The sequence below is a fragment of the Gordonia sp. PP30 genome (assembly GCF_023100845.1).
In the GTDB taxonomy this organism is placed as follows: domain Bacteria; phylum Actinomycetota; class Actinomycetes; order Mycobacteriales; family Mycobacteriaceae; genus Gordonia.
Genome location: NZ_CP095864.1, coordinates 1,233,383 through 1,253,050 on the forward strand (window position 1 = coordinate 1,233,383; position 19,668 = coordinate 1,253,050).

Sequence of the window (19,668 nt, forward strand, 5' to 3'; positions counted from 1 at the left end):
GACCTGCGTCTTAGTGCATCCTAACTCGGCTAGGATTCGTATCCGTGACGGGAATCAATGATGCGGCGTCGACGCTCCACCACATCGGCGAGCTGGCCGGAGTGGTGGCCTTCGCGGCGTCCGGGGCGCTCACAGCGGTGCGCCGGCACCTGGACGTCGTCGGCATCATGCTGCTGTCGGTGGCGACGTCGCTCGGCGGCGGTGTGATCCGCGACGTCATGATCGGTAATACGCCGCCGAGCGCGTTCACCAACATGCAGTACCTGATCTGCGCGTTGATCGCCGGGGCCGTGGTGTGCGTCTGGCATCCGCCGTTCCGCTACACCCGCTGGCCGCTGGACATCACCGATGCGATCGGCCTCGGCCTGTTCGCGGTGACCGGCACCGTCATCGCCTACAGTGCGGGCCTCAACGCGCCCGGATCGGCGCTGCTCGGTATGACCACGGCGATCGGTGGCGGTGCGATCCGCGACGTGCTCACCGGTCAGGTGCCGAGCGTGTTGCTGCCTCAGCAGCACCTGTACGCGATCCCCGCGCTGCTCTGCTCCTCGACGGTCGCCGCGCTGCTCCGCTTCGCGCATTACCAGCCGTGGATGGGCCTGGCGTGCGCCGCGATGGCCACCGCGGTGCGGCTGGCGTCCCTGCGGTTCAGCTGGCACGGCCCGCAACCGTGGTACGTGGCGCGGTGGCGGCGCGATCGCCTCTGATCAGACTCTGATCAGACGACGCCCGAGGGCGCGCGCCGCGTGCCCGGCTGCTGGCGCGGCATCCGGTTCGGCGGTACCGGGTAGGCGATACCCATTCCGGCGGTGCCCAGGGCGATGTTGGGCCCGCACTGAACCAGCGAGTTCTTCATCTCGGGGACCGGATCGCCGAGGTGCGGGCGCGCGGCGTTCGGCTTGCGGGCGAAGTCGAACGCCGACGTCATGTCGCCGGTCACGCTGCGCCGCCACTTCGTCAGATTCGGGACGTCGACGCCGAAGCGGCGCTCGATGAGCCGCAGCTGGGAGGTGTGATCGAAGGTCTCCGACGCGACCAGGCCGCCGCGCGAATACGGCGAGATCACCAGACCGGGGACGCGATAGCCCAGACCGATCGGGCCGCGGATGCCCTTGGCGCCGTCCACGTTCGCCAGGTTCTTGACGGTGACGTACTCGCCGGGGGTGCCGGGCGGCGCGGTCGGTGGGACCACGTGGTCGTAGAAGCCGCCGTTCTCGTCGTAGCTGATGATCAGCGCGGTCTTCTCCCAGACCGCCGGATTGGAGGTCAGGATGTCGAGCAGCTGCACGATGCCGACGGCGCCCAGGGCGGCCGGCAGCGCCGGGTGTTCGCAGTTCATCACCGGTGGGATGACCCAGGAGACCTTCGGCAGCCGGTTGTTCTTGACGTCCTGGGCGAAACCGTCCGGGTAGGTGGGCGCGATGCCGCGCCGGTAGAGCTCGGACTTCGGGTCCTGTGCCTGCTTGAAGCAGCCCATCATGCCGTCCAGGATCACCGACGAGATCGGGCCCAGATCGCGGTTGTTGTAGATCTTCCAGCTGACGCCGGCGTCGCGCAGGTTCTCCGGCATGGTCCGCCAGCTGTAGGCGTTCTTCGGGATGATCGTCGGCGTGGTCAGCAGCGGGCCGCCGTGCGTGCCGTCCGGATCGAGGGTGGCGCTCATCCAGTACAGGCGGTTGGGATCGGTGGGACCGAGCACCGAGCAGTGGTAGTTGTCGCAGAGCGTGAAGGTCTCGGCGAGCAGCCGGTGCACGGGGATGTCCTCGCGCTCGTAGTACCCCATCAGCGCGGGTGCGTTGTTCGGCCCGACCGCCTTGATCGACATCGGCAGCCAGCGGTCGTTGCGCCCGCCGTGGAGGGCCTCGTGCATGCCCTGCCACGAGTGGTCGGGGTCGTTGATGCACGAGCCGTCGAGCGACGCGTCGTGCTGGGTGTTCAGCCGGAAGGGGAGCGTGTAGCCGGTGCGGGTGGGGCCCTTACCGGGTGCCCAGCCGTGCTGTTTGAGCGCGTCACCGGCGTCGGCGAAGCCCCGGACGCCGGAGTACGTGCCGAAGTAGTGATCGAACGACCGGTTCTCCTGCATGAAGAGCACGATGTGCTCGATGTCGTGCAGGCCGCCGGTCCCGGCCGGGTCGGCCGACGCGTACGCCTTCTCGATGATCGGCGCCGCCCACGACGTGAGCAGAGCGGTACCGCCGACGGCACCCACGCGCCGCATGAACTCCCGCCGGTTCATCCCGGCGATCTGATCTGACCCCATGAGTGGTGACGCTAGCGCACCCGGAGCGCTCGCGCCGGGTTCACCCGCGGAGTCGGCCGAGATGCCCGATTCGTGCCGCTCAGGGCCGGTATTCGACGTCCGCGTACTCGGCCACCTCGTCGGCGAGGAGCCGGGCCAACTCGTCGCCCTCGGTCCGCCAGCGGGCCGAGGCGCGGGGATCCGGCTCGCGATCCTCGTCGAAGATGCCCTCCCAATCCCGTTGCCACGCGGCCAGCCGCCCCGCGAGCTCTGGAGAGAGGAAATAGGTGTCCGGACCGGTCGTGTAGCCGACGTCCCAGGCGCCGGCCGAGTTCTCCCACAGCGGGTAGTCGCGGCCCCAGTCCGGAAACAACCGGATCACGCGGCGCGCCGGTGGCATTCCGCCGCCCCAGGTGCCCTGCCTCGGCCTGGGTTCGAAGCCGCGCGGTGTCGACGCCCAGAGTTCGGGGCCCTCGCCGAGCGCGGCGAGGCCGTACAGTGCGCGGGTCGCCGCCTGCTGAAACGAGAACTCCGAGAGATCCGGCGGCGGGTCGTCGACGGTGACGCCGGCCCGGGTCGCCGAGCCGCCGGGCACCGGCTCGACAGACCACACCAGAGTCAAGGGCCGCCGCGGGTCGCGCAATTCCAGCGACAGCCGCCCGGCGGTCTCATCGACGACGCCGAAGCGCGCGGTCGTCGACCGCTCCGCGGCCTCGGTGAACGGCCAGGCGAGGCGCAGCGGGAACTCGGCGCCCGCCGTCACATCGTTCACCGGACGGTCGGCGGTCATCCCCTCCGGCAGCAGGAGTGGCCAGTTCGCGGCGACGGTGAGCACACCGAAGACGGCGGCGGCCTCCGCGCGGATGTCGATGAACGCGCGGAGGCCGCCACTGGTCTCGGGCATGGGGTCAGAGGTCGAGGCGGGCGAACTCGCGCAGCTTGGCGGTCTGGTGGCGGGCCTCGACGTTGCGCACGGTGCCCGACTTGGAGCGCATCACCAGCGAGCGGGTGGTGGCGCCGTTCGGACGGTAGGTGACGCCGCGCAGCATGTCGCCGTTGGTGACGCCGGTGGCGCAGAAGAACGAGTTGTCGCCGCGGACCAGGATGTCGTTGGTGAGCACCATGTCGAGGTCGTGGCCGGCGTCGATCGCCTTCTGCCGCTCGGCGTCGTCCTTCGGCCACAGCTGGCCCTGGATCTCGCCGCCCATGCACTTCATAGCGACGGCGGTGATGATGCCCTCGGGGGTGCCGCCGATACCCATCAGCATGTCGACGGTGCTGTAGTCACCGGCGGCGGCGATCGCACCGGCGACGTCGCCGTCGGAGATCAGGCGGATCTTGGCGCCGGCCTCGCGGATCTCGCGGATCAGCTCGGCGTGGCGGGGACGGTCGAGCACGACGACGGTGAGGTCGGCCACGTCGATGCCCTTGGCGGCGGCCACCGAGTTGATGTTCCAGGCGACCGGCTGGGTGATGTCGATGGCGCCCTTGGCTTCCGGGCCGACGGCGATCTTGTTCATGTAGAAGACGGCCGACGGGTCGTACATGGTGCCGCGCTCGGAGACGGCGATCACCGCGATCGAGTTGGGGCGGCCCTCGGCCATCAGCGTGGTGCCGTCGATCGGGTCGACGGCGACGTCGACCTCGGGGCCCTCGCCGTTGCCCACCTCTTCGCCGTTGTACAGCATCGGGGCCTCGTCCTTCTCGCCCTCGCCGATCACCACGACGCCCCGCATGGACACCGTCGACAGCAGCTCGCGCATGGCGTCGACGGCGGCACCGTCACCGGCGTTCTTGTCGCCGCGGCCGACCCAGCGGCCGGCCGCGAGAGCAGCGGCCTCGGTCACGCGGACGAGTTCCATGGCCAGGTTGCGGTCCGGGGCTTGCTTCGACATGTGGTCGGCTCCTTGCGTCGGTGCGTGAGATTGCTCTGATTCTGTCACGACCGGCGATTGGTTCCGGCTCGGGGCCGACTGCGATACTGGGCGTCATGGCCGAGAAGAAACCGCGGATAATGCAAGACAGCCGGGACATGGTGTGGTCGCTGATCCCGCTGCTCGCGATCTGTGCGGTCTTCGCCGCGATCGCCGGACTCAGCCAGTGCAGTTTCTCCGGTGATGCCGCCAAACAGAACATCCCGCATTTCGACAGCGCCGCGGGATTCAAGGCGGACGCGCGGACCATGCCGTTCCCGATCCGCGAGCCGGCGGTCCCCGCCGCGTGGATCGCGAACTCCGGTTCCACCACCGATGTCGGCAGTTCGCTGGCCAGCAACGTCGGCTGGATCACCGCGCAGAAGGACGGCAACTTCGTTCAGCTGACCCAGTCCGGCGCCACCGAGGAACAGCTGGCGCGCTCCCTCGGCGGGGACTCGGTGACCGGTACCGGCGACAAGACCATCGCCGGCCACCACTGGATCGCCTACCTGGACACCGAGAAGAACAACAAGGTGTGGATCACCGACCTCGGCGACGTCCGGATCGCGGTGCTGAGTTCAGGCGCCGAGGACGACATGACCGTGCTCGCGAAGGCCGTGCTCGCCGCGTCGCCGCTGCCGCGGGATCAGTAGCGGCTGATCGCCTGCTTCAGTCGCCGGTCAGACGGTCGGCGATGTACGGCCAGGTGGCGTGCTGTTCCCAGGCTGCCAGGGTCGGTCCGGCGCGATCGGCGAGCGCTGCCATCCGCGTCTCGTCACGGACGCGCCAGCCGAACGGGTAGGGATGGGCGCGCACGTGCGCGGTCAGCAGGAGCACCATGTCGTCGTCGGAGGCGGCCTCGCGGTCGCGTCGCAGCTGCCCTCGCTCCCGGAAGTACGACGTCCAGCTTCCGTCGGGCGAACGGTCCGCCCAGAATTCGGGATCGCTGTGGTAACCGATGCGGTCGCGTTCGATGAACCACCTCTGGTATCCGTCGAGCGCCGCCGCGTTGAGCGCGGTGGCCAGATTCCACGGCGTCCAGGGTGCCGGGAAGAACGTCGACAGTGCGATCCGCAGTACCCAGGGCTCGAGGCCGGTGCCCGGTGCCGCGCCCGGCAGGATCGACAGCAGGGCGAAGGTCGCCGGATCGAACCGGCCCGCGGCCCGCGCCAGGCAGAAGACGTGTTCGGCCAGTGCCGAATGGAACGCCCGGCTCTGTTCGGCGTCGTCGAACGGCGGCACCGGAATCCCGGGGACCGGCGGGCGGCCCCACGGGATGTCCTGGCGTTCGATCATGAGGCGATGACCTAGTCGTCGCTGTTCAGCGCGGCCTCGATGCGCTCGGCGGCGCCCTGCAACTGCGCCTGACAGTGGGTGGCGAGGGCTTCGCCGCGCTCCCACAGAGCCAGCGACTCGTCGAGGCCCAATCCGCCGTGCTCCAGCGTCGCCACCACCTGGGCGAGCTCGTCGCGGGCGGCCTCGTAGCCGAGTGATTCCACGGGTGCCTGGTCGGTCACGGGTGTCCTTCCTGTTCGACGACGGCGCGCGCGGCCCCGTCGGCCACCCGGATACGCACCCGCGCCCCGGACGGTAGTTGATCGACACTGCTCACCGCGTGCGGCGCGTCGTCGTCGAGCCGCTGCACGACGGCGTAACCGCGCGCCAGCGTCTGCGCGGGCCCCAGGGTCGCGAGGCGCGCCGACAGCTGTGCGTGCCGGTGCTGCTCGACGGTGAGGTGGTGCCGGACGGAGCGGCGCAGGTCACCGGTGAGCCGGTCGACGGCCGCACGTTGTTCGTCGACCAGGCGCAGCGGCCGGGCGAGGACGGGCCGCGCGCGCAGGCCGTCGATCAGCCGCTGTTCCCGGGTGACCCAGTTGCGCAGGGCGTGCGCGCTGCGGTTGCGGAGCGCCTCGATGCCGGCGAGTTCGGCCTCGACCTCGGGCACCACGCGTTTGGCGGCATCGGTCGGGGTGGCGGCGCGGACATCGGCGACCAGATCGAGCAGTGGATTGTCCGGTTCGTGGCCGATCGCGCTGACCACCGGCGTGCGGCACGCGGCGACGGCGCGCAGCAGCGTCTCGTCGGAGAACGGCAGCAGGTCTTCGACGCTGCCGCCGCCGCGGGCGATCACGATCACCTCGACGTGCGGGTCGGCGTCGAGCAGTTCCAGTTGTTCGACGATGGCCGGGACCGCGAGGGGGCCCTGTACCGGCGTCTCACTCAGGCGCACCCGCACGTGGCCCCAGCGGGCGGTGGCCACGGCGATCACGTCGCGCTGCGCGGCGCTGCCGCGGCCGCTGATCAGGCCGATGGTGTGCGGCAGGAAGGGGAGCGGCCGCTTGCGCCGGGCGTCGAACAGTCCCTCGGCGGCCAGCAGCGACTTGATCCGCTCGATACGGGCGAGCAGCTGGCCGATGCCGACCGGGCGGATGTCGGTGACCCGCAGCGACAGGGTGCCGCGCCCGGCGTAGAAGCTGGGGCGGCCGTAGACCACCACGCGGGCGCCCTCGGTCAGCGGCACCTCGCTGCGCCGCAGCAGGTCCGGGTCGCAGGTGAGCGAGATCGAGATGTCCGCGGCCGGGTCGCGCAGCGTGAGGAACGCGGTGCGGGTGCCCGGCCGGGCGTTGACCTGCGTCAGCTGACCCTCGACCCAGACCTGGCCGAGGCGGTGGATCCATTCGGCGAGCTTGAAGCTGAGGGTGCGGACCGGCCAGGGGTTCTCCGCCGTGTTGGGCGCGGAGTCACCGGTCATTCGCTCACGCCGACGGGCTCGACTTCTTCTGGTGGCTGGCGATCCGGTTGTCGATCATCGTGACGAACGGGGTGCGGTTGCGGCCGGCCCGCTCGTACGCGGCCAGGGCCTCGAGATCGTCGGTGGACAGACCGCGCAGCTTGGCGCGCAGCTGGGCGAGGGTGAGGCCGTCGTACTCGAGGGTCTCCGCGATCGCCGGCGCGTCGGCGGCCGGTGCGGGCTTCGCGGCTGCGTCCGGCCCCGGGGCGGGCGCGGCGTCGGCCGGCGGCGAGCTGTAGAGCGCGAAGCGTCCCGCGGTGGCCGACGGCGGCTCGGCATCGAGGGCCGTCGTCGCCGGTACCGGCGCGGCCTGGCGGGCCGGTTTGCGGGCGGTCTTCTTCGCGGCGGGCGGCGCGGTCGCGGCTGCCTTGGCGAGTGTCGTCGGCGGGGCCGGCTCGGGCTCGGGCAGGCTGATGACGGCCTCGTCGTCGTCGAACCGGGCCCACGACGGCTGTTCCTCCGGCTGATCGCAGAAGGGGGCGAAGAACTCGTCGCCCTTGATCGCCATCTCCGCGATGTTCTGCTGGATCCGCATGCCCATCTGCAGCCCGCGGCTCACCGCGGACATCGGGAAGGTGATGATCCGGGTCGGCAACCGCTTGGTCTCGTCGAGGGTGGTCACCAGCACGCCGGCGGCCACGCGAGCGGGATACGGAGGACGTCTCATGCTTTCACTGTGCCACATCCGTACCCTGGGAGTTATGGCCGATACCGATCATTTCCCGTCGCAAGACTCGCCCAAGCGCGTCCTGCTCGCCTCGCCGCGCGGCTACTGCGCCGGAGTCGACCGGGCGGTGGAAACCGTCGAGCGCGCACTCGACAAGCACGGCGCCCCGGTGTATGTCCGCAAGGAGATCGTGCACAACCGGCATGTGGTCGACACGCTCGCCGAACGCGGTGCCATCTTCGTCAGCGAGACCGACGAGGTGCCGGAAGGCGCCATCGTCGTCTTCTCGGCGCACGGGGTGTCGCCGGAGGTGCACGCCACCGCCGAGCGCCGGAACCTCAAGACGATCGACGCCACCTGCCCGCTGGTCACCAAGGTGCACCAGGAGGCCAAGCGCTTCGCCCGCGACGACTACGACATCCTGCTGATCGGCCACGAGGGCCATGAAGAGGTGGAGGGCACCGCCGGGGAGGCACCGCAGCACATCCAGTTGGTCGACGGCCCCGATCATGTCGACGACGTGCAGGTGCGCGACGAGGCCAAACTGGTGTGGCTCTCCCAGACCACGCTGTCGGTGGACGAGACGATGGAGACCGTCAAGCGGCTGCGTGAGCGCTTCCCGCTGCTCAACGACCCGCCGTCGGACGACATCTGCTACGCCACCCAGAACCGGCAGGGTGCGGTGAAGGCGATGGCCCCGGACTGCGATCTGGTGATCGTCGTCGGATCCAAGAACTCGTCGAACTCGGTGCGCCTGGTGGAGGTGGCGCTGCAGAACGGTGCGCAGGCGTCGTACCTGGTCGATTACGCGCGCGAGATGGACCTGGCCTGGCTGGACGGGGTGTCGACCGTGGGGGTGACGTCCGGCGCGTCGGTGCCCGAGGTGCTGGTGCGCGGCGTGCTCGACCTGCTGGCCGAACACGGCTTCACCCAGGTCGACACCGTCACGACGGCGGAGGAGACGCTGACCTTCGCGCTTCCGCGCGAGCTGCGCCCGGCCCGGAACTCGTCCTAGAACGTCCGGCCTGCTGTTCCGTGGTTGCTCAGCGACCACCGGACAGCAGGCCGCGTCGTGATCGAGGCCGTCACGAGCGGCGGCGGGCGCGGTCGACGGCGCCGGCCAGCGTTTCCGCGACGGTCTCCACGTCCGCCGGGGTGGTCGAGCGCCCGAGGGACAGGCGCAGCGCCCCGAGTGCCAGCTCCGGCTCGAGACCCGTCGCGAGTAGCGCGGCCGACGGCGTGTGCGTGCCCGCGTGACAGGCGCTGCCGGTGGACGCGGCGATCGCGGTGGCGTCGTCCAGGACCGTCGCGCCCACCACACCGGGGACGGCGACCATCAGCGTGTTCGGCAGCGAGTCGCGGCGCGGCGTGACCCGGACCAGTCCGGGGATGGCGGCGGCGAGACGTTCGGCCAGGGTGTCGCGCAGCTCTGCCTGCCTCAGTGACTCGCGGTCGAGCATCCCGGCGGCCAGTTCGGCGGCGGCGCCGAGGGCCACGATCCCGGCGACGTTCTCGGTGCCCGGCCGGAGGCCGTTCTCCTGCCCGGCGCCGAGCAGGACCGGTGCCACCGGGGTGCCGCGGCGGACGTAGAGGGCGCCGACGCCCTTCGGCGCGTACATCTTGTGGCCCGCGATGCTCAGCAGGTCGACGCCGAGATCGTCGACGTTCACCGGGATCTTGCCCGCGGCCTGCGCGGCGTCGGCGTGCGTCACGCCGCCGCGCTCGCGCACCAGCTCGGCGAACGAGCGCATCGGCTGGATGGTCCCGGTCTCGTTGTGCGCCAGGATCAGGGTGCCGAGGCCGGCCGGGTGCGGTAGCGCGTCGTCGAGCCGCACGCGGCAGTCCCCGTCGACGCCGAGCTCGGTGACCCGCCAGCCGTGCCGGTCCCGCAGGTGCCGCAGCGGTGCCGCGGTGGCCGGATGTTCGACCGCCGAGGTGATCGCGAGTCGTCGGCCGCGGTGCTCGGCGGCTCCCCGGATCGCGAGATTGTTCGACTCCGTGCCGCCGGAGGTGAACACGATCTCGTCGGCGTGCGCGCCCAGCAGGGCGGCGACCTGCCCGCGGGCCCGGTCGACGCCGCGCCGGGCCGCGGCGCCCTGCGGTGACGTGCTCGACGGATTGCCGAAGACGCCGGTCAGGTACGGCCACATCGCCTCGGCGACCTCGGCCGCGACCGGCGTGGTCGCATTGTGATCGAGGTAGATCGGGTCGTCCGTGATGGGCATGGCCGATCCTTTCGTGCGAACGGGGTGCCGGTGCTCCACGGTCGATGGTGCTCCGTGGTCGATGGTGGCAGGGGCCGCAGTCGTAGACTACGTGCGGTGACTCTCGACTTCCGCCGACCGGGAACTTCGCCGCGGCGCTGGGCGATCGCGGCGACCGCGTTCGCGTTCTTCGCGACCATGGTCGGCACGACGTTGCCCACCGCGCTGTACTCCATCTATTCGGCACGGCTCTCGTTCTCCTCGCTGACGGTCACCGTGCTGTTCGCGGTCTATGCGCTCGGCGTGGTGTTCGCGCTGCTGGTCTTCGGGCGGCTGTCCGACCAGATCGGACGACGGCCCGTGCTGCTCATCGCCCTCGGCTGCGCGGCCGTCAGCGCCGTTCTCTTCATGCTGCCGCCGTCCCTGGGGTTGCTGATCGTGGCGCGGGTGATCTCTGGCTTCAGCGCGGGCTTCATGAGCGGCGCAGGCACGGCCGCGGTGATCGACCTGTTTCCGGCGGCCCGGCGGTCGGTCGGCGGCATGCTGGCGATCGCGGTGAACTCCGGCGGTCTGGGCGTCGGCAACCTGCTCGGCGGCCTGGTCGCGTCGTTCAGCGCGTCGCCGCTGCGAGTGCCGTTCGCGATCCATCTGGGGCTGGTCGTGCTGGCCGCCGCTGGCCTGTGGCTGCTCACCCCGCGGCCCGGCCGGCAGCCCGGTGTGCGCTGGCGGATTCAGCGTCTGCGCGTGCCCGCCGAGATCCGCGGTGCGTTCGTTCGCGGGGTCCTCGCCGCCGGGGTCGCGTTCTCCGTCTCCGGGGTGCTGACGGCGGTGACCGCGCTGTTCCTTGCGGAGGATCTCGGGGTGCGCAACCATTGGCTCGCCGGACTGATCGTGTTCCTCATCTTCTCCACGATGGCGCTGGGGCAGCTGGCGGCGGGACGGGTCGCGCCGAACCGCGCCATCGTGGGCGGGTGCGCCGGTCTGGTGCTGGCGGGTGTCCTGCTGGCGGTCGCCCTCGGCGTGGTGGTTCTCGCGCCGTTGGTGATCGCGGCGGTGGTGCTCGGCGTGTCCGGTGGCTTCTGCCTCAACGGTGCGCTGGCCACCACGGTGGAACAGGTGCCGCAGGAGCACCGCGGCGAGGTCTCGTCGGCGTTCTTCGCATCGCTGTATGTGCTGCTGGCCTGTCCGGCGATCGGCGTGGGGCTTCTCGGGACGGCGATCGGCCTGCGCGAGTCGGGTCTGGTCTTCGCGATCGTGGTCGCGGTGCTGGCCGTGCTGGTCGGTGCGGCGCAGCTTCGCGCCGGGCGCCGCCGCTGACCTCTCGGACGACGCTGGACCGCGCGCGGGCTCGTTCTCCCGGGGTATCGGCCGAGTTGTCCCAACTGTGGCGTAGGCACCTCTGTCACGTTTGGCGACCTGGGCGAACGGATCTCGATCGTGTGCTCTGGACATGAACGTGTCACGGATAGGGCAATCGGGGACGTCACCGGCGCCGCCCCGGCGAGTGGGCAGCGGGAAAGACCGCGAGTTCCGGTAGGCCACTGAACTGGGACAGACTGAAGGTCAAGTAACTCATCTAGTAGCAAGGTGCGGCAGACGACGTGGAGGAACGAGCAGGGAATACGTCGCGGCTGTTGTTTCCGTGGTTCTTGATCCTGGTCGCGCTGGCGTGTGCGGCGACGATCGCCGGGCCGGGGAAGGTGCTGGGGATCGTGATCGCGCTCTCCGCCGGTGCGGTGGTCGCGGCGATTCAGGCGGCGCGCGAGCGGGGTGCGCGGACCGGGGACGGTGACGAGCGCGGGTGATCGTTGCCGGGGCGGGATGGTCCGGCGGTTCGGTCTCGCAGGCGGTCAGTCGCGTGGACGGGCCGCGCGTGTCAGGGCGAACACCGCCGCGAGCAGTGCCGTGCCGAGGGCGAGAGTGGTGGTGACGGCGGTCGAGGCGGTGTGGTCGGGCCGCTTCGGTTCCGGCGCGGCGACGTCCTTACCGGTGCGCGGGTCGGGGAGTGAGTCGCCGGCGGGCAACTGTGCGGTGAGGGCGGCGACCGGATCGACGAGGCCGGCGCCGATCGCCTGATCACCGGCCGAGCCGCCGCGCGCGGTGCGTACGATCCGGTCGATCACCTCGTCGGCGGACAGCCGGGGGAACGCCGCCCGGACCAGGGCCGCCACACCGGAGACGTAGGCGGCCGCGTAGCTGGTCCCGGCCAGTGGGCGCGGGCCGTCCGCGCCGTCGAGGGCGTCGATCGGGCGGCCGGCGGCGAGCCCGACGATCCGGGTGCCCGGTGCGGCGACGCTGACCCACGGCCCGCGCAGGCTGAAGTCGGCAGGCAGGCCGGTGGCCGTGTCCACCGCCCCGACGGTGAGGATCGCCGGACCGAACCGGGCCGGGGTGGCGACGGTCGTCACCCCGGCGTAGGCCAGGCTCTCCGAGGCCGCCGCGAGTGGATTCTGCTCCCGGCACGACCCGGTGTCGGCGACGTTCCCCGCGGCGGCCACGACGACGGCGTCGCGCCGGTGGGCGAGATCGAGCGCGCTGGCGATCGCGTCGTCGTCGATACCGGAACCACTGGGAGCGCAAGCGGTCTCGGAGATGTTGATGACGCCGGCACCGGCCTCGACGGCCCGGATGATGGCCTTCGCGAGCGTCGAGAGCGGCCCGTAACCGGCGCCGACCGCCGGCGCGTCGGACGATTCCCGGGACACCGCGTCGTAGGCGCCGCTGGACTGCCGGATCGAGACGACGGTGGCCTCCGGGGCGACGCCCGCGAAGCCGTCGGCGGCCGACGACCGGCCCGCGATGATCCCGGCGACCACCGTGCCGTGCAGGTCGCAGTCGGTCAGGCCGTCACCGGCCGAGACGTAGTCGCCGCCGCCGCTGAGCCGGGGGAGCCGCCCGTGCGGGGTGACACCGGTGTCGATGACCGCCACCGTGACGCCGGCGCCTCGGCTGAACCGCCAGGCGCCGGGCAGATCGAGCAGCACGTGCCCGGGCGGAAGCGCGGTGAGATCGGTGGTGGCCGGTGCGCCGCGAGCACACCGGGTACGTTGCCGGGTCGGCTGCGGCGGACCGACCGGTTGCGCGTCGACCGCGACGAGAGCGGCGACCTGCGCGGGTGGCAGTGCGGCGGCGGGCCCGGTCGTGACGGCGGCGGCGAGGATTCCCGCGGCGCTCACCGCGGCGGCGGCTCGCATCTAGAACTCGCGGATCGCGCGGTAGGCGTCGAGCAGCCAGCAGAGCAGCGGCAGAATCGCGGCGATCACCGCGTACTCGGCGAGCTCCAGGGTGCGGCGTTGCAGCGGCGAGTAGTCGTGCGCGTCGGCGGTGACCCCGATGACGAATGCGGCCAGACCCAGGGCCAGACCGCCGACGAACACGATCGCCGGTGATCCGGTACCCAGGAGCATCGCGAGCAGCCCGGCGCTGCCGCCGCCGAGCAGTATCGCGCTCTGCGCCCGATCGGCGTGCACGCGCCCGCGGGCCAGCAGTGCGACGGAGACCGCGGCGCAGAAGAGCAGTGCGGCGATCGCCCCACCGCAGGTCGCCGCGACGCCGGCGACGGCCGCGACGGTGACGACCACGGCCCCCGCCACGATCCCGGTGAGATAGGCCGAGGCGACGGCCGCGCGACGCTGGAGGCTTCGCATGTCGACGAGGGCGAGATCGGCGATGGCGGTGAGCGGGTCGTGCTCGGCGGGCGTGCCGAGGGCGCCGACGCCGTCGAGCACCACGTCGGTGTCGAGTGCGTCCGGCGGTGGCGGGGGGACCGACGGCACCGGTGGCAGCGGCAAGCGGCCCGCCGCGATGGCGACCCGTGCCGACAGCAGGACGGTCAGGACGCCGAGGGCCGCGGTGACGGCCGCCGCCGCGGGCGGTCCGCCCGGCAGGACCATGGCGAGCAGTCCACCGAGGACGATGAGGGTCGCGCCGGTGCCGAGGCCCGCGTGCAGACGCGGCGCGACCCCGGTGCAGCGGTGCACGATGACCGCGACGACCAGTGCGCACCCCGCCGCGGTCGCCGCCGTTGCTCCCGGTGAGTCACCGTGCGGCACAAAGGATCCGGCGAGGCCACCGGTGAGGAATGCGCAGCACGACGCGGTGGCGAGGCTGCGCGGATCGACCGCGAGCCGGTGACCGAGCAGCACCCCGGCGAGCAAGGCCGCACACGCGACGCCACTCGCGATCGGCACCAGCGGCCCCGCGGCGACCACCGTGCGGCCGGCGATCACCGCGGCGAGGGTGGCCGCGACGGCGATCCCGTAGCCGAGCAGGCGGGCCGCCTCCGACGACCATCCCGGGCGCTGCCGGCCCGCCAGGTGCGCCAGGCCGTCGACGACGTCGTCGATCAGCGCCCCGGGTGCGTCAGGCAGATCGGGATGGACCATCAGCAGCTCGCCGTCGACCACGCCGGCGCCGGACAGCGATTGCTCGGCGGGCAGTGGCGGTGCGCCGATCCGGGCGAGCGTCCAGCGGGGCAGTTCGCCGGCGCGCTCGGGGTCGTGGGCGGGCTCGGGCAGCCGGAGCAGGCCGAGGACGTCGCCGATCAGTGCGGTGATCGGAAGATCGCCGGGCAGCGCCAGATCGAGTTGGGTGTCGCCGCCGAGAATCGAGATGCGGACCAGATCCGGTTCCGCGGTGCCTATCGCCATTTCGCAAACCCTCCCCCGAGGTTCTTGATACAACCGACATCATCGCCGGGCGAACGGCGGTACGGGGGAATTCGGGGGAATTCGCGATGAGTTCGACAGTCGCTTTCGTGCGCCGTGGCCGGCCGGCTCCGCCGGTGCCGCCCGGCGGGGAACTGGTGCTGACCGGCCCTCCGGAGGTCGGGCGGGCGGTACCGCAGAGCATGCTCGTGCGCCTGCTGCCGGTGGTCATGGTCGTCGCCGTAGTGGGAATGGTCGGGCTGATGGTGGTGACCGGAGGGCGCGGCGCGCTGTCGAATCCGCTGTTCCTGATGTTTCCGCTGATGATGGTGATGTCCATGGTCGGCATGCTCGCGGGCGGCGGGCGGGGCGGCCCGGCGCGGGCCGCCGAACTCAACGAGGAACGCAAGGACTACCTGCGGTATCTCGGCCAGACACGCGAACAGGTCAGGCAGACGGCGAGTGCGCAGCGGGCCTGCGCGCTGTGGAGCCACCCCGCGCCGGCGGCGCTGGCCGCCGTGCTCGGCGGCACCCGGATGTGGGAGCGCAGGCCCGGCGACGCCGACTTCGCCCAGGTCCGGGTCGGCGTCGGCACCCAGCCGCTGGCCACCGCACTGGTGCCGCCGGAGGTGGCGCCGGCCGAGGACCTGGAACCGGTCTGTGCGCTGGCGTTGCGGCGGTTCGTGCAGGTGCACGCCACCGTCGCGGACCTGCCCACCGCGGTGTCGCTGCGCGCCTTTCCGGCCGTCTGCCTGGACGGTGATCGCGCCTGCGTGCTCGCCCTCGCCCGGGCGATGCTCGCGCAGCTCGCCGTGCTGCACGGCCCCGATCACGTGCTGATCGCGATCGTCGCCGACGACCCGCGGAGTCCGGACTGGGACTGGGCCAAATGGCTGCCGCACACCGGGCACCCGGCGCTCCGCGACCGCCTCGGCCCGGTCCGGATGATCTACGACGCGCTCGACGACTGCGAATCCGATCTCGCCGGCGAACTCGCCGAGCGCGGCCGGTTCTCCCGGTCGGCGCCGCCGATCACGGGGCGCCCGCACGTGGTCGTGGTGCTGGACGGCGGGCGGCGCACCGGCGACGAGGAACTGACCATCGGCGCGGGCCGCGAGGGCGTGACGGTGCTCGACCTGCAGGCGGACGCCGAGTCACTGGCGGCGCGGCGTGGGCTACGACTGGTGGCGCGCCCGGGCAGCATCTCGGCGTACAGCGCGGCGGGGCTGGAGCGGTTCGGCGTGGTCGACGAGTTGTCGCTGCCGCGCAGCGAGGCGCTGGCCCGGGGACTCGCGCGGTACCGGCCGGCGAGCAGTCTTCCCTTGCCCGGACTCGACGCCTCGCACGTCGCCGCCGATCCCGGACTGCCTGCGCTGCTGGGGATTCCGGACGCCACGACCTTCGACCCGGTGACGGCCTGGCGGGGTCGCACCGCACACGAACGGCTCCGCGTCCCGATCGGCTACACGGCGGACGGCACACCGGTGGACCTCGACCTGAAGGAGAGCGCGCACGGCGGGATGGGGCCGCACGGACTCTGCATCGGCGCGACGGGCAGCGGTAAGAGCGAATTTCTGCGGACTCTCGTGCTGGCGCTGATCGCCACGCACTCCCCGGAAGAACTCAACCTGGTCCTGGTCGATTTCAAGGGCGGCGCCACGTTCGCGAACCTGGAATCGACCAGGCATGTCGCCGCACTGATCACCAACCTCGAGCAGGAACTCTCGATGGTCGACCGGATGGCCGATGCGCTCTCCGGAGAACTCCACCGGCGGCAGGAACTGCTCAGGGCCGCGGGCAATTTCGCCAACGTCGGCGAATACGAACGGGCGCGGGAGGCCGGGGCGGCGCTGGACCCGCTGCCCGCGCTGTTCATCGTCGTCGACGAGTTCTCCGAGCTGTTGGCGCAGAAACCGGAGTTCGCCGAGTTGTTCGTGGCGATCGGCCGGCTCGGGCGTTCACTGCACATCCACCTGCTCCTGGCCTCGCAACGTCTGGAGGAGGGGCGGCTGCGGGGCCTCGACAGCCACCTCTCCTACCGGATCGGCCTGAAGACCTTCTCCGCCAACGAATCCCGCACGGTGCTCGGTGTGCCCGACGCCTATCATCTGCCGGCTTCACCGGGCGCCGCGTATCTCAAATCCGATTCGGGTGCGCCGCTGCGCTTCTCGACGTCGTTCGTGTCCGGGCCGTACGAACCGCCCCGATCTCCGGTCGCCGCCCTGATCGATGGACGGCGCGGCGGCGGTGAACTCCTGCGGTTCACCGCGTGCCGGGTACCGCTGCCACCGGCGGCCGACGACGCCGCCCTCGAGGCCGTCACGAGTGCACCCACGCTGGTGGAGACATTGGTCGGGCGGATCGCCGGCATCGGGCCGCGGCCGCACCAGGTGTGGCTGCCGCCCCTCGAGGAGGCCGTCACCCTCGATGCCTATGTCGACCCGGAGGGACCGGCCGGGTCGCTGCGCCTCCCGATAGGCGTCGTCGATCGTCCCTACGACCAGCGGCGCGAGACGCTGTGGCTCGACCTGACCGGCGCGGCGGGCAATGCGGCGATCGTCGGCGGTCCGCAGTCCGGCAAGTCGACCGCGGTACGGACCATGATCTGCGCGGCCGCCGCCACGCACACTCCGGAACAGGTCGCCTTCTACTGCGTCGACTTCGGTGGCGGCACCCTCGCCGCTCTCGCCGGACTGCCGCACGTGGGCGGGGTGGCCACCAAGGCGCGGCGCGACGCGGTCCGGCGGACGTTCGCCGAGGTGAAGACGATCCTCGCCGACCGGGAGGAGTTCTTCGCCGCCGAAGGTCTGGAGTCGATGCGCGAGTACCGGGCGGCGCGGGAACAGGGCCGGTATCCCGATCAGCGGCACGGCGACGTCTTCCTGGTGATCGACGGTCTCACCGTCCTCCGCAAGGACTTCGAGTCACTGGAAGACGACGTCAACATGCTTGTCACGCAAGGTCTTTCGTATGGCGTGCACGTGGTGGTGACCGCCGCCCGGTGGGCCGACATCCGGCCGGCGGTGAAAGACCTGCTGGGTGCGCGGCTGGAACTGCGCCTGGGCGATCCGCTGGATTCGGAGATGGGCCGCAGGGGAGCGGCGACGGTGCCGTCCGGCCGGCCGGGGCGCGGTATCACCGCCGATGAGAAGCATCTGCTGGTCGCGCTGCCGCGGTTCGACGGGACGGCCGAGACCGACACCCTGGCCGCGGGCACCGCCGCGTTCGTCGACAGCGCGGTCCGGCACTACCCGGGCCGCTCCGCGCCTCCCGTCCGGTTGCTCGGCGACGACGTGTCCATCGGGGAGGTCGCCGAACTCGTGGCCGCACAGGGTCTTTCGCCGCGAGCGGGACGGGTGGCGCTCGGGCTGCGCGAGTCGGACCTGGCGCCGGTACTGATCGACTTCGCCGCCGAACCCCATCTCCTCGTCTTCGGAGACGTGGAATCGGGCAAGACGCAGACCTTGCGCACCCTGATCGCCGGTCTCACCGCGGGCGGCTCCGCGGAGGACGTGAAACTGGTGCTGGTCGACTATCGGCGCTCCTTGCTCGGTGAGGTCGACGTGGATCACCTCGCCGGGTATGCGAGCTCGGCGCAGACGGCCGGGCCGATGATGGTCCAGCTGGCGCAGTATCTCCGCGCACGACTGCCCGGTGAGGACGTCACCGCCGAACAGTTGGCGGCCGGGGACTGGTGGACCGGGCCGACGGTGTACCTGGTGATCGACGACTACGACCTCGTCGCCACGGCGACGGGAAATCCGTTGCAGCCGTTGACCGAACTGCTCGGCCACGCGCGGGACATCGGGCTGCGGGTGATTCTGGCACGACGCTCCGGCGGGCTCGGCCGGGCGATGTTCGACCAGGTGATCGCCGGACTCCGCGACCTCTCGTGCGACGTCCTGCTGCTGTCCGGAGATCCGGACGAGGGCTACATCGTGGGCCGTCACCGGATGCAGAAGCTCGGCGCCGGCCGCGGTGAACTGGTCTCGCGGAGCCGGGCCGCCGACATGATCCAGGTAGCCCGGTGAGCGGGTGCGGCACGGTCGACCTCGGCGGCGCCGGCTTCCTGCGCGCCGCCGACGACTCCGATGCGGTGGCCCGGTTCGCGGCCGGGCTGGCGACCGCCGGGGTGGGGCCGGACACGCGGATCATCGGCGGCCCGAGTGCCTGGGGCAGCCCACGCCGGGATCGTCTGAACCGCGCGTTGCGGCTGGTCGGGAGTCCGGCGCGCCTGGTGCCGAGGGCACTGCTGATCGCGGGCAGTCACGCCGACGCGGCGACGCGCAGCTGCGTCGTCGTCGAACCGTTGCCGGTGCCGGGGCCGCCCGGCGACGACCCCGGCGGTCTCTGGACGGCGCAGTGGGTCGCCCGGTCGGCGGACGGCTGGCGGATCGAGCGGTGCACGGCGGGGTGGCCCGGCGACCTCGACGAGCTGGCGGCCTTCGTGAGCGGGGCGGACACGGTGTTCGCCGAACCGGGCACCCCGGACCTCGCGGCCGCGCTCGCACCGGACGCCGCGATACCGGTGGATCGTGCGCTGATCGCGGCGCACGGCCACCGTTTCGCGCCGCGGGGCGCGCTGACCTTCGACTTCGCCCCGCCGCCGATCACCGAGACGCGCCGCGGCGCGGCGGTGGCGATCGCGCTCGCGGCGACGGTCGTCGTGCTGCTCGGGGCGGCCGGGGCCGTCGCGCGCTGGCCGCGCCCGGGGCCCGTCGCGGCCCGTCCCGGCGTCGAACGGATCGGCCCGGTCTCGATCCAGATTCCGGCCGGCTGGCGGCGGACCGCGCTGACCGGGCAGCGGCCGGACGACGGGCGCGGACTGCGGGCGGTGTTCGCCGACGGCGGTGACGGCCGCCGGCTGATCGTGGTGGTGACCGGACTCCGCGAGGGCGCGACCGTGGATTCGGTCGCGGCCAGTCTGCGCAACCGGATCGCCCAGCGCGGCGACGACGTGGTGGTCGAGTTCGCCGAGACCAGCACGTACGGCGGGCGCCGGGTGATCAGCTACCGGGAGGCGCCGGCGTCGGGCGCGGCGATCCGCTGGTACGTCGTCGTCGGTCCGGAACTCACGACGACGGCCGCCCCGCTGCAGGTCAGCGTCGGATGTCAGCCGGGAACCGGTGACGCGCCGATCGACCCGCCGTGCCGGGCGGCCGTGGCCTCGGTGCGGTCGTGACGTGCTCGGTCGTCGTGTGCTCT

The 19,668-nt window shown here is 71.9% G+C and carries 17 protein-coding genes; 7 read left to right on the forward strand and 10 right to left on the reverse strand.

Going from position 1 to position 19,668, the window contains the following annotated elements; genetic code table 11:
• The first annotated feature begins 44 nt into the window (after nucleotides 1–44).
• The gene (locus MYK68_RS05670; RefSeq protein WP_247866817.1) at nucleotides 45–707 is read left to right on the forward strand and encodes a trimeric intracellular cation channel family protein; all 663 of its coding nucleotides are present in this window, start codon (nucleotides 45–47) and stop codon (nucleotides 705–707) included.
• Between the two features lie 11 nt (nucleotides 708–718).
• Here the strand turns inward: MYK68_RS05670 and MYK68_RS05675 are convergent, their stop codons facing one another.
• The 3 genes from MYK68_RS05675 to glpX form a co-directional block, all read right to left on the reverse strand.
• Nucleotides 719–2,260, reverse strand: coding sequence for a phospholipase C (locus MYK68_RS05675; protein WP_247866818.1), 1,542 nt, complete (start codon nucleotides 2,258–2,260; stop codon nucleotides 719–721).
• A gap of 79 nt (nucleotides 2,261–2,339) precedes the next feature.
• Entirely contained in the window at nucleotides 2,340–3,143 is an 804-nt protein-coding gene (locus MYK68_RS05680; RefSeq protein WP_247866819.1) for an immunity protein CdiI family protein, read from the reverse strand.
• Between the two features lie 4 nt (nucleotides 3,144–3,147).
• Nucleotides 3,148–4,134, reverse strand: a complete 987-nt coding sequence (glpX, locus tag MYK68_RS05685; protein WP_247866820.1) for a class II fructose-bisphosphatase — start codon at nucleotides 4,132–4,134, stop codon at nucleotides 3,148–3,150.
• 119 nt (nucleotides 4,135–4,253) lie between these two features.
• Between glpX and MYK68_RS05690 the strand changes: the two genes are divergently transcribed.
• The gene (locus tag MYK68_RS05690; RefSeq protein ID WP_247866822.1) at nucleotides 4,254–4,808 is read left to right on the forward strand and encodes a DUF4245 domain-containing protein; all 555 of its coding nucleotides are present in this window, start codon (nucleotides 4,254–4,256) and stop codon (nucleotides 4,806–4,808) included.
• Between the two features lie 16 nt (nucleotides 4,809–4,824).
• Here MYK68_RS05690 and MYK68_RS05695 read toward each other — a convergent pair whose 3' ends face one another.
• Genes MYK68_RS05695 through MYK68_RS05710 form a run of 4 tightly spaced genes read right to left on the reverse strand, consistent with a single transcriptional unit; the run spans nucleotide 4,825 to nucleotide 7,613 of the window.
• Complete coding sequence (locus MYK68_RS05695; protein WP_247866824.1) at nucleotides 4,825–5,451, reverse strand: hypothetical protein; 627 nt, start codon at nucleotides 5,449–5,451, stop codon at nucleotides 4,825–4,827.
• Between the two features lie 11 nt (nucleotides 5,452–5,462).
• Nucleotides 5,463–5,672, reverse strand: coding sequence for an exodeoxyribonuclease VII small subunit (locus MYK68_RS05700; RefSeq protein WP_247866826.1), 210 nt, complete (start codon nucleotides 5,670–5,672; stop codon nucleotides 5,463–5,465).
• Nucleotides 5,669–6,907 (reverse strand): exodeoxyribonuclease VII large subunit, encoded by a 1,239-nt coding sequence (gene xseA, locus MYK68_RS05705; protein WP_247866828.1) that lies wholly within the window; start codon nucleotides 6,905–6,907, stop codon nucleotides 5,669–5,671. Before xseA ends, MYK68_RS05700 begins: the two co-directional genes overlap by 4 nt.
• A 4-nt stretch (nucleotides 6,908–6,911) precedes the next feature.
• Nucleotides 6,912–7,613: a lipid droplet-associated protein gene (locus MYK68_RS05710; RefSeq protein WP_247866831.1), complete on the reverse strand. Its 702-nt coding sequence runs from the start codon at nucleotides 7,611–7,613 to the stop codon at nucleotides 6,912–6,914.
• Nucleotides 7,614–7,647: 34 nt separating this feature from the next.
• On the opposite strand from MYK68_RS05710, the gene MYK68_RS05715 reads away from it, so the two are divergent.
• Nucleotides 7,648–8,628, forward strand: coding sequence for a 4-hydroxy-3-methylbut-2-enyl diphosphate reductase (locus MYK68_RS05715; RefSeq protein WP_247866832.1), 981 nt, complete (start codon nucleotides 7,648–7,650; stop codon nucleotides 8,626–8,628).
• Nucleotides 8,629–8,698: 70 nt separating this feature from the next.
• Here MYK68_RS05715 and MYK68_RS05720 read toward each other — a convergent pair whose 3' ends face one another.
• Complete coding sequence (locus MYK68_RS05720; protein WP_247866834.1) at nucleotides 8,699–9,838, reverse strand: cysteine desulfurase family protein; 1,140 nt, start codon at nucleotides 9,836–9,838, stop codon at nucleotides 8,699–8,701.
• Nucleotides 9,839–9,934: 96 nt separating this feature from the next.
• Here MYK68_RS05720 and MYK68_RS05725 point away from each other — a divergent pair, with 96 nt between their 5' ends.
• Both MYK68_RS05725 and MYK68_RS05730 read left to right on the forward strand, forming a co-directional pair.
• Nucleotides 9,935–11,134 carry an MFS transporter gene (locus MYK68_RS05725; protein WP_283255278.1) on the forward strand — a complete coding sequence of 400 codons (1,200 nt, stop codon included), beginning with the start codon at nucleotides 9,935–9,937 and terminating at the stop codon, nucleotides 11,132–11,134.
• Nucleotides 11,135–11,418: 284 nt separating this feature from the next.
• Nucleotides 11,419–11,622: a hypothetical protein gene (locus MYK68_RS05730; RefSeq protein ID WP_247866836.1), complete on the forward strand. Its 204-nt coding sequence runs from the start codon at nucleotides 11,419–11,421 to the stop codon at nucleotides 11,620–11,622.
• A 45-nt stretch (nucleotides 11,623–11,667) separates the two neighbouring features.
• Here the strand turns inward: MYK68_RS05730 and mycP are convergent, their stop codons facing one another.
• Together mycP and eccD are read right to left on the reverse strand one after the other, a co-directional pair.
• A complete protein-coding gene (gene mycP, locus MYK68_RS05735) occupies nucleotides 11,668–13,011 on the reverse strand; it encodes a type VII secretion-associated serine protease mycosin (RefSeq protein WP_247866847.1) in 1,344 nt (447 codons plus the stop codon).
• Nucleotides 13,012–14,466 (reverse strand): type VII secretion integral membrane protein EccD, encoded by a 1,455-nt coding sequence (gene eccD, locus MYK68_RS05740; protein WP_247866849.1) that lies wholly within the window; start codon nucleotides 14,464–14,466, stop codon nucleotides 13,012–13,014. It lies immediately after the preceding gene.
• Between the two features lie 86 nt (nucleotides 14,467–14,552).
• Between eccD and eccCa the strand changes: the two genes are divergently transcribed.
• Both eccCa and MYK68_RS05750 read left to right on the forward strand, forming a co-directional pair.
• Nucleotides 14,553–18,494: a type VII secretion protein EccCa gene (gene eccCa, locus MYK68_RS05745; protein WP_247866850.1), complete on the forward strand. Its 3,942-nt coding sequence runs from the start codon at nucleotides 14,553–14,555 to the stop codon at nucleotides 18,492–18,494.
• A complete protein-coding gene (locus MYK68_RS05750) occupies nucleotides 18,491–19,645 on the forward strand; it encodes a type VII secretion-associated protein (protein WP_247866851.1) in 1,155 nt (384 codons plus the stop codon). The genes eccCa and MYK68_RS05750 overlap by 4 nt, the downstream gene beginning before the upstream one ends.
• Nucleotides 19,646–19,668: the final 23 nt, after the last annotated feature.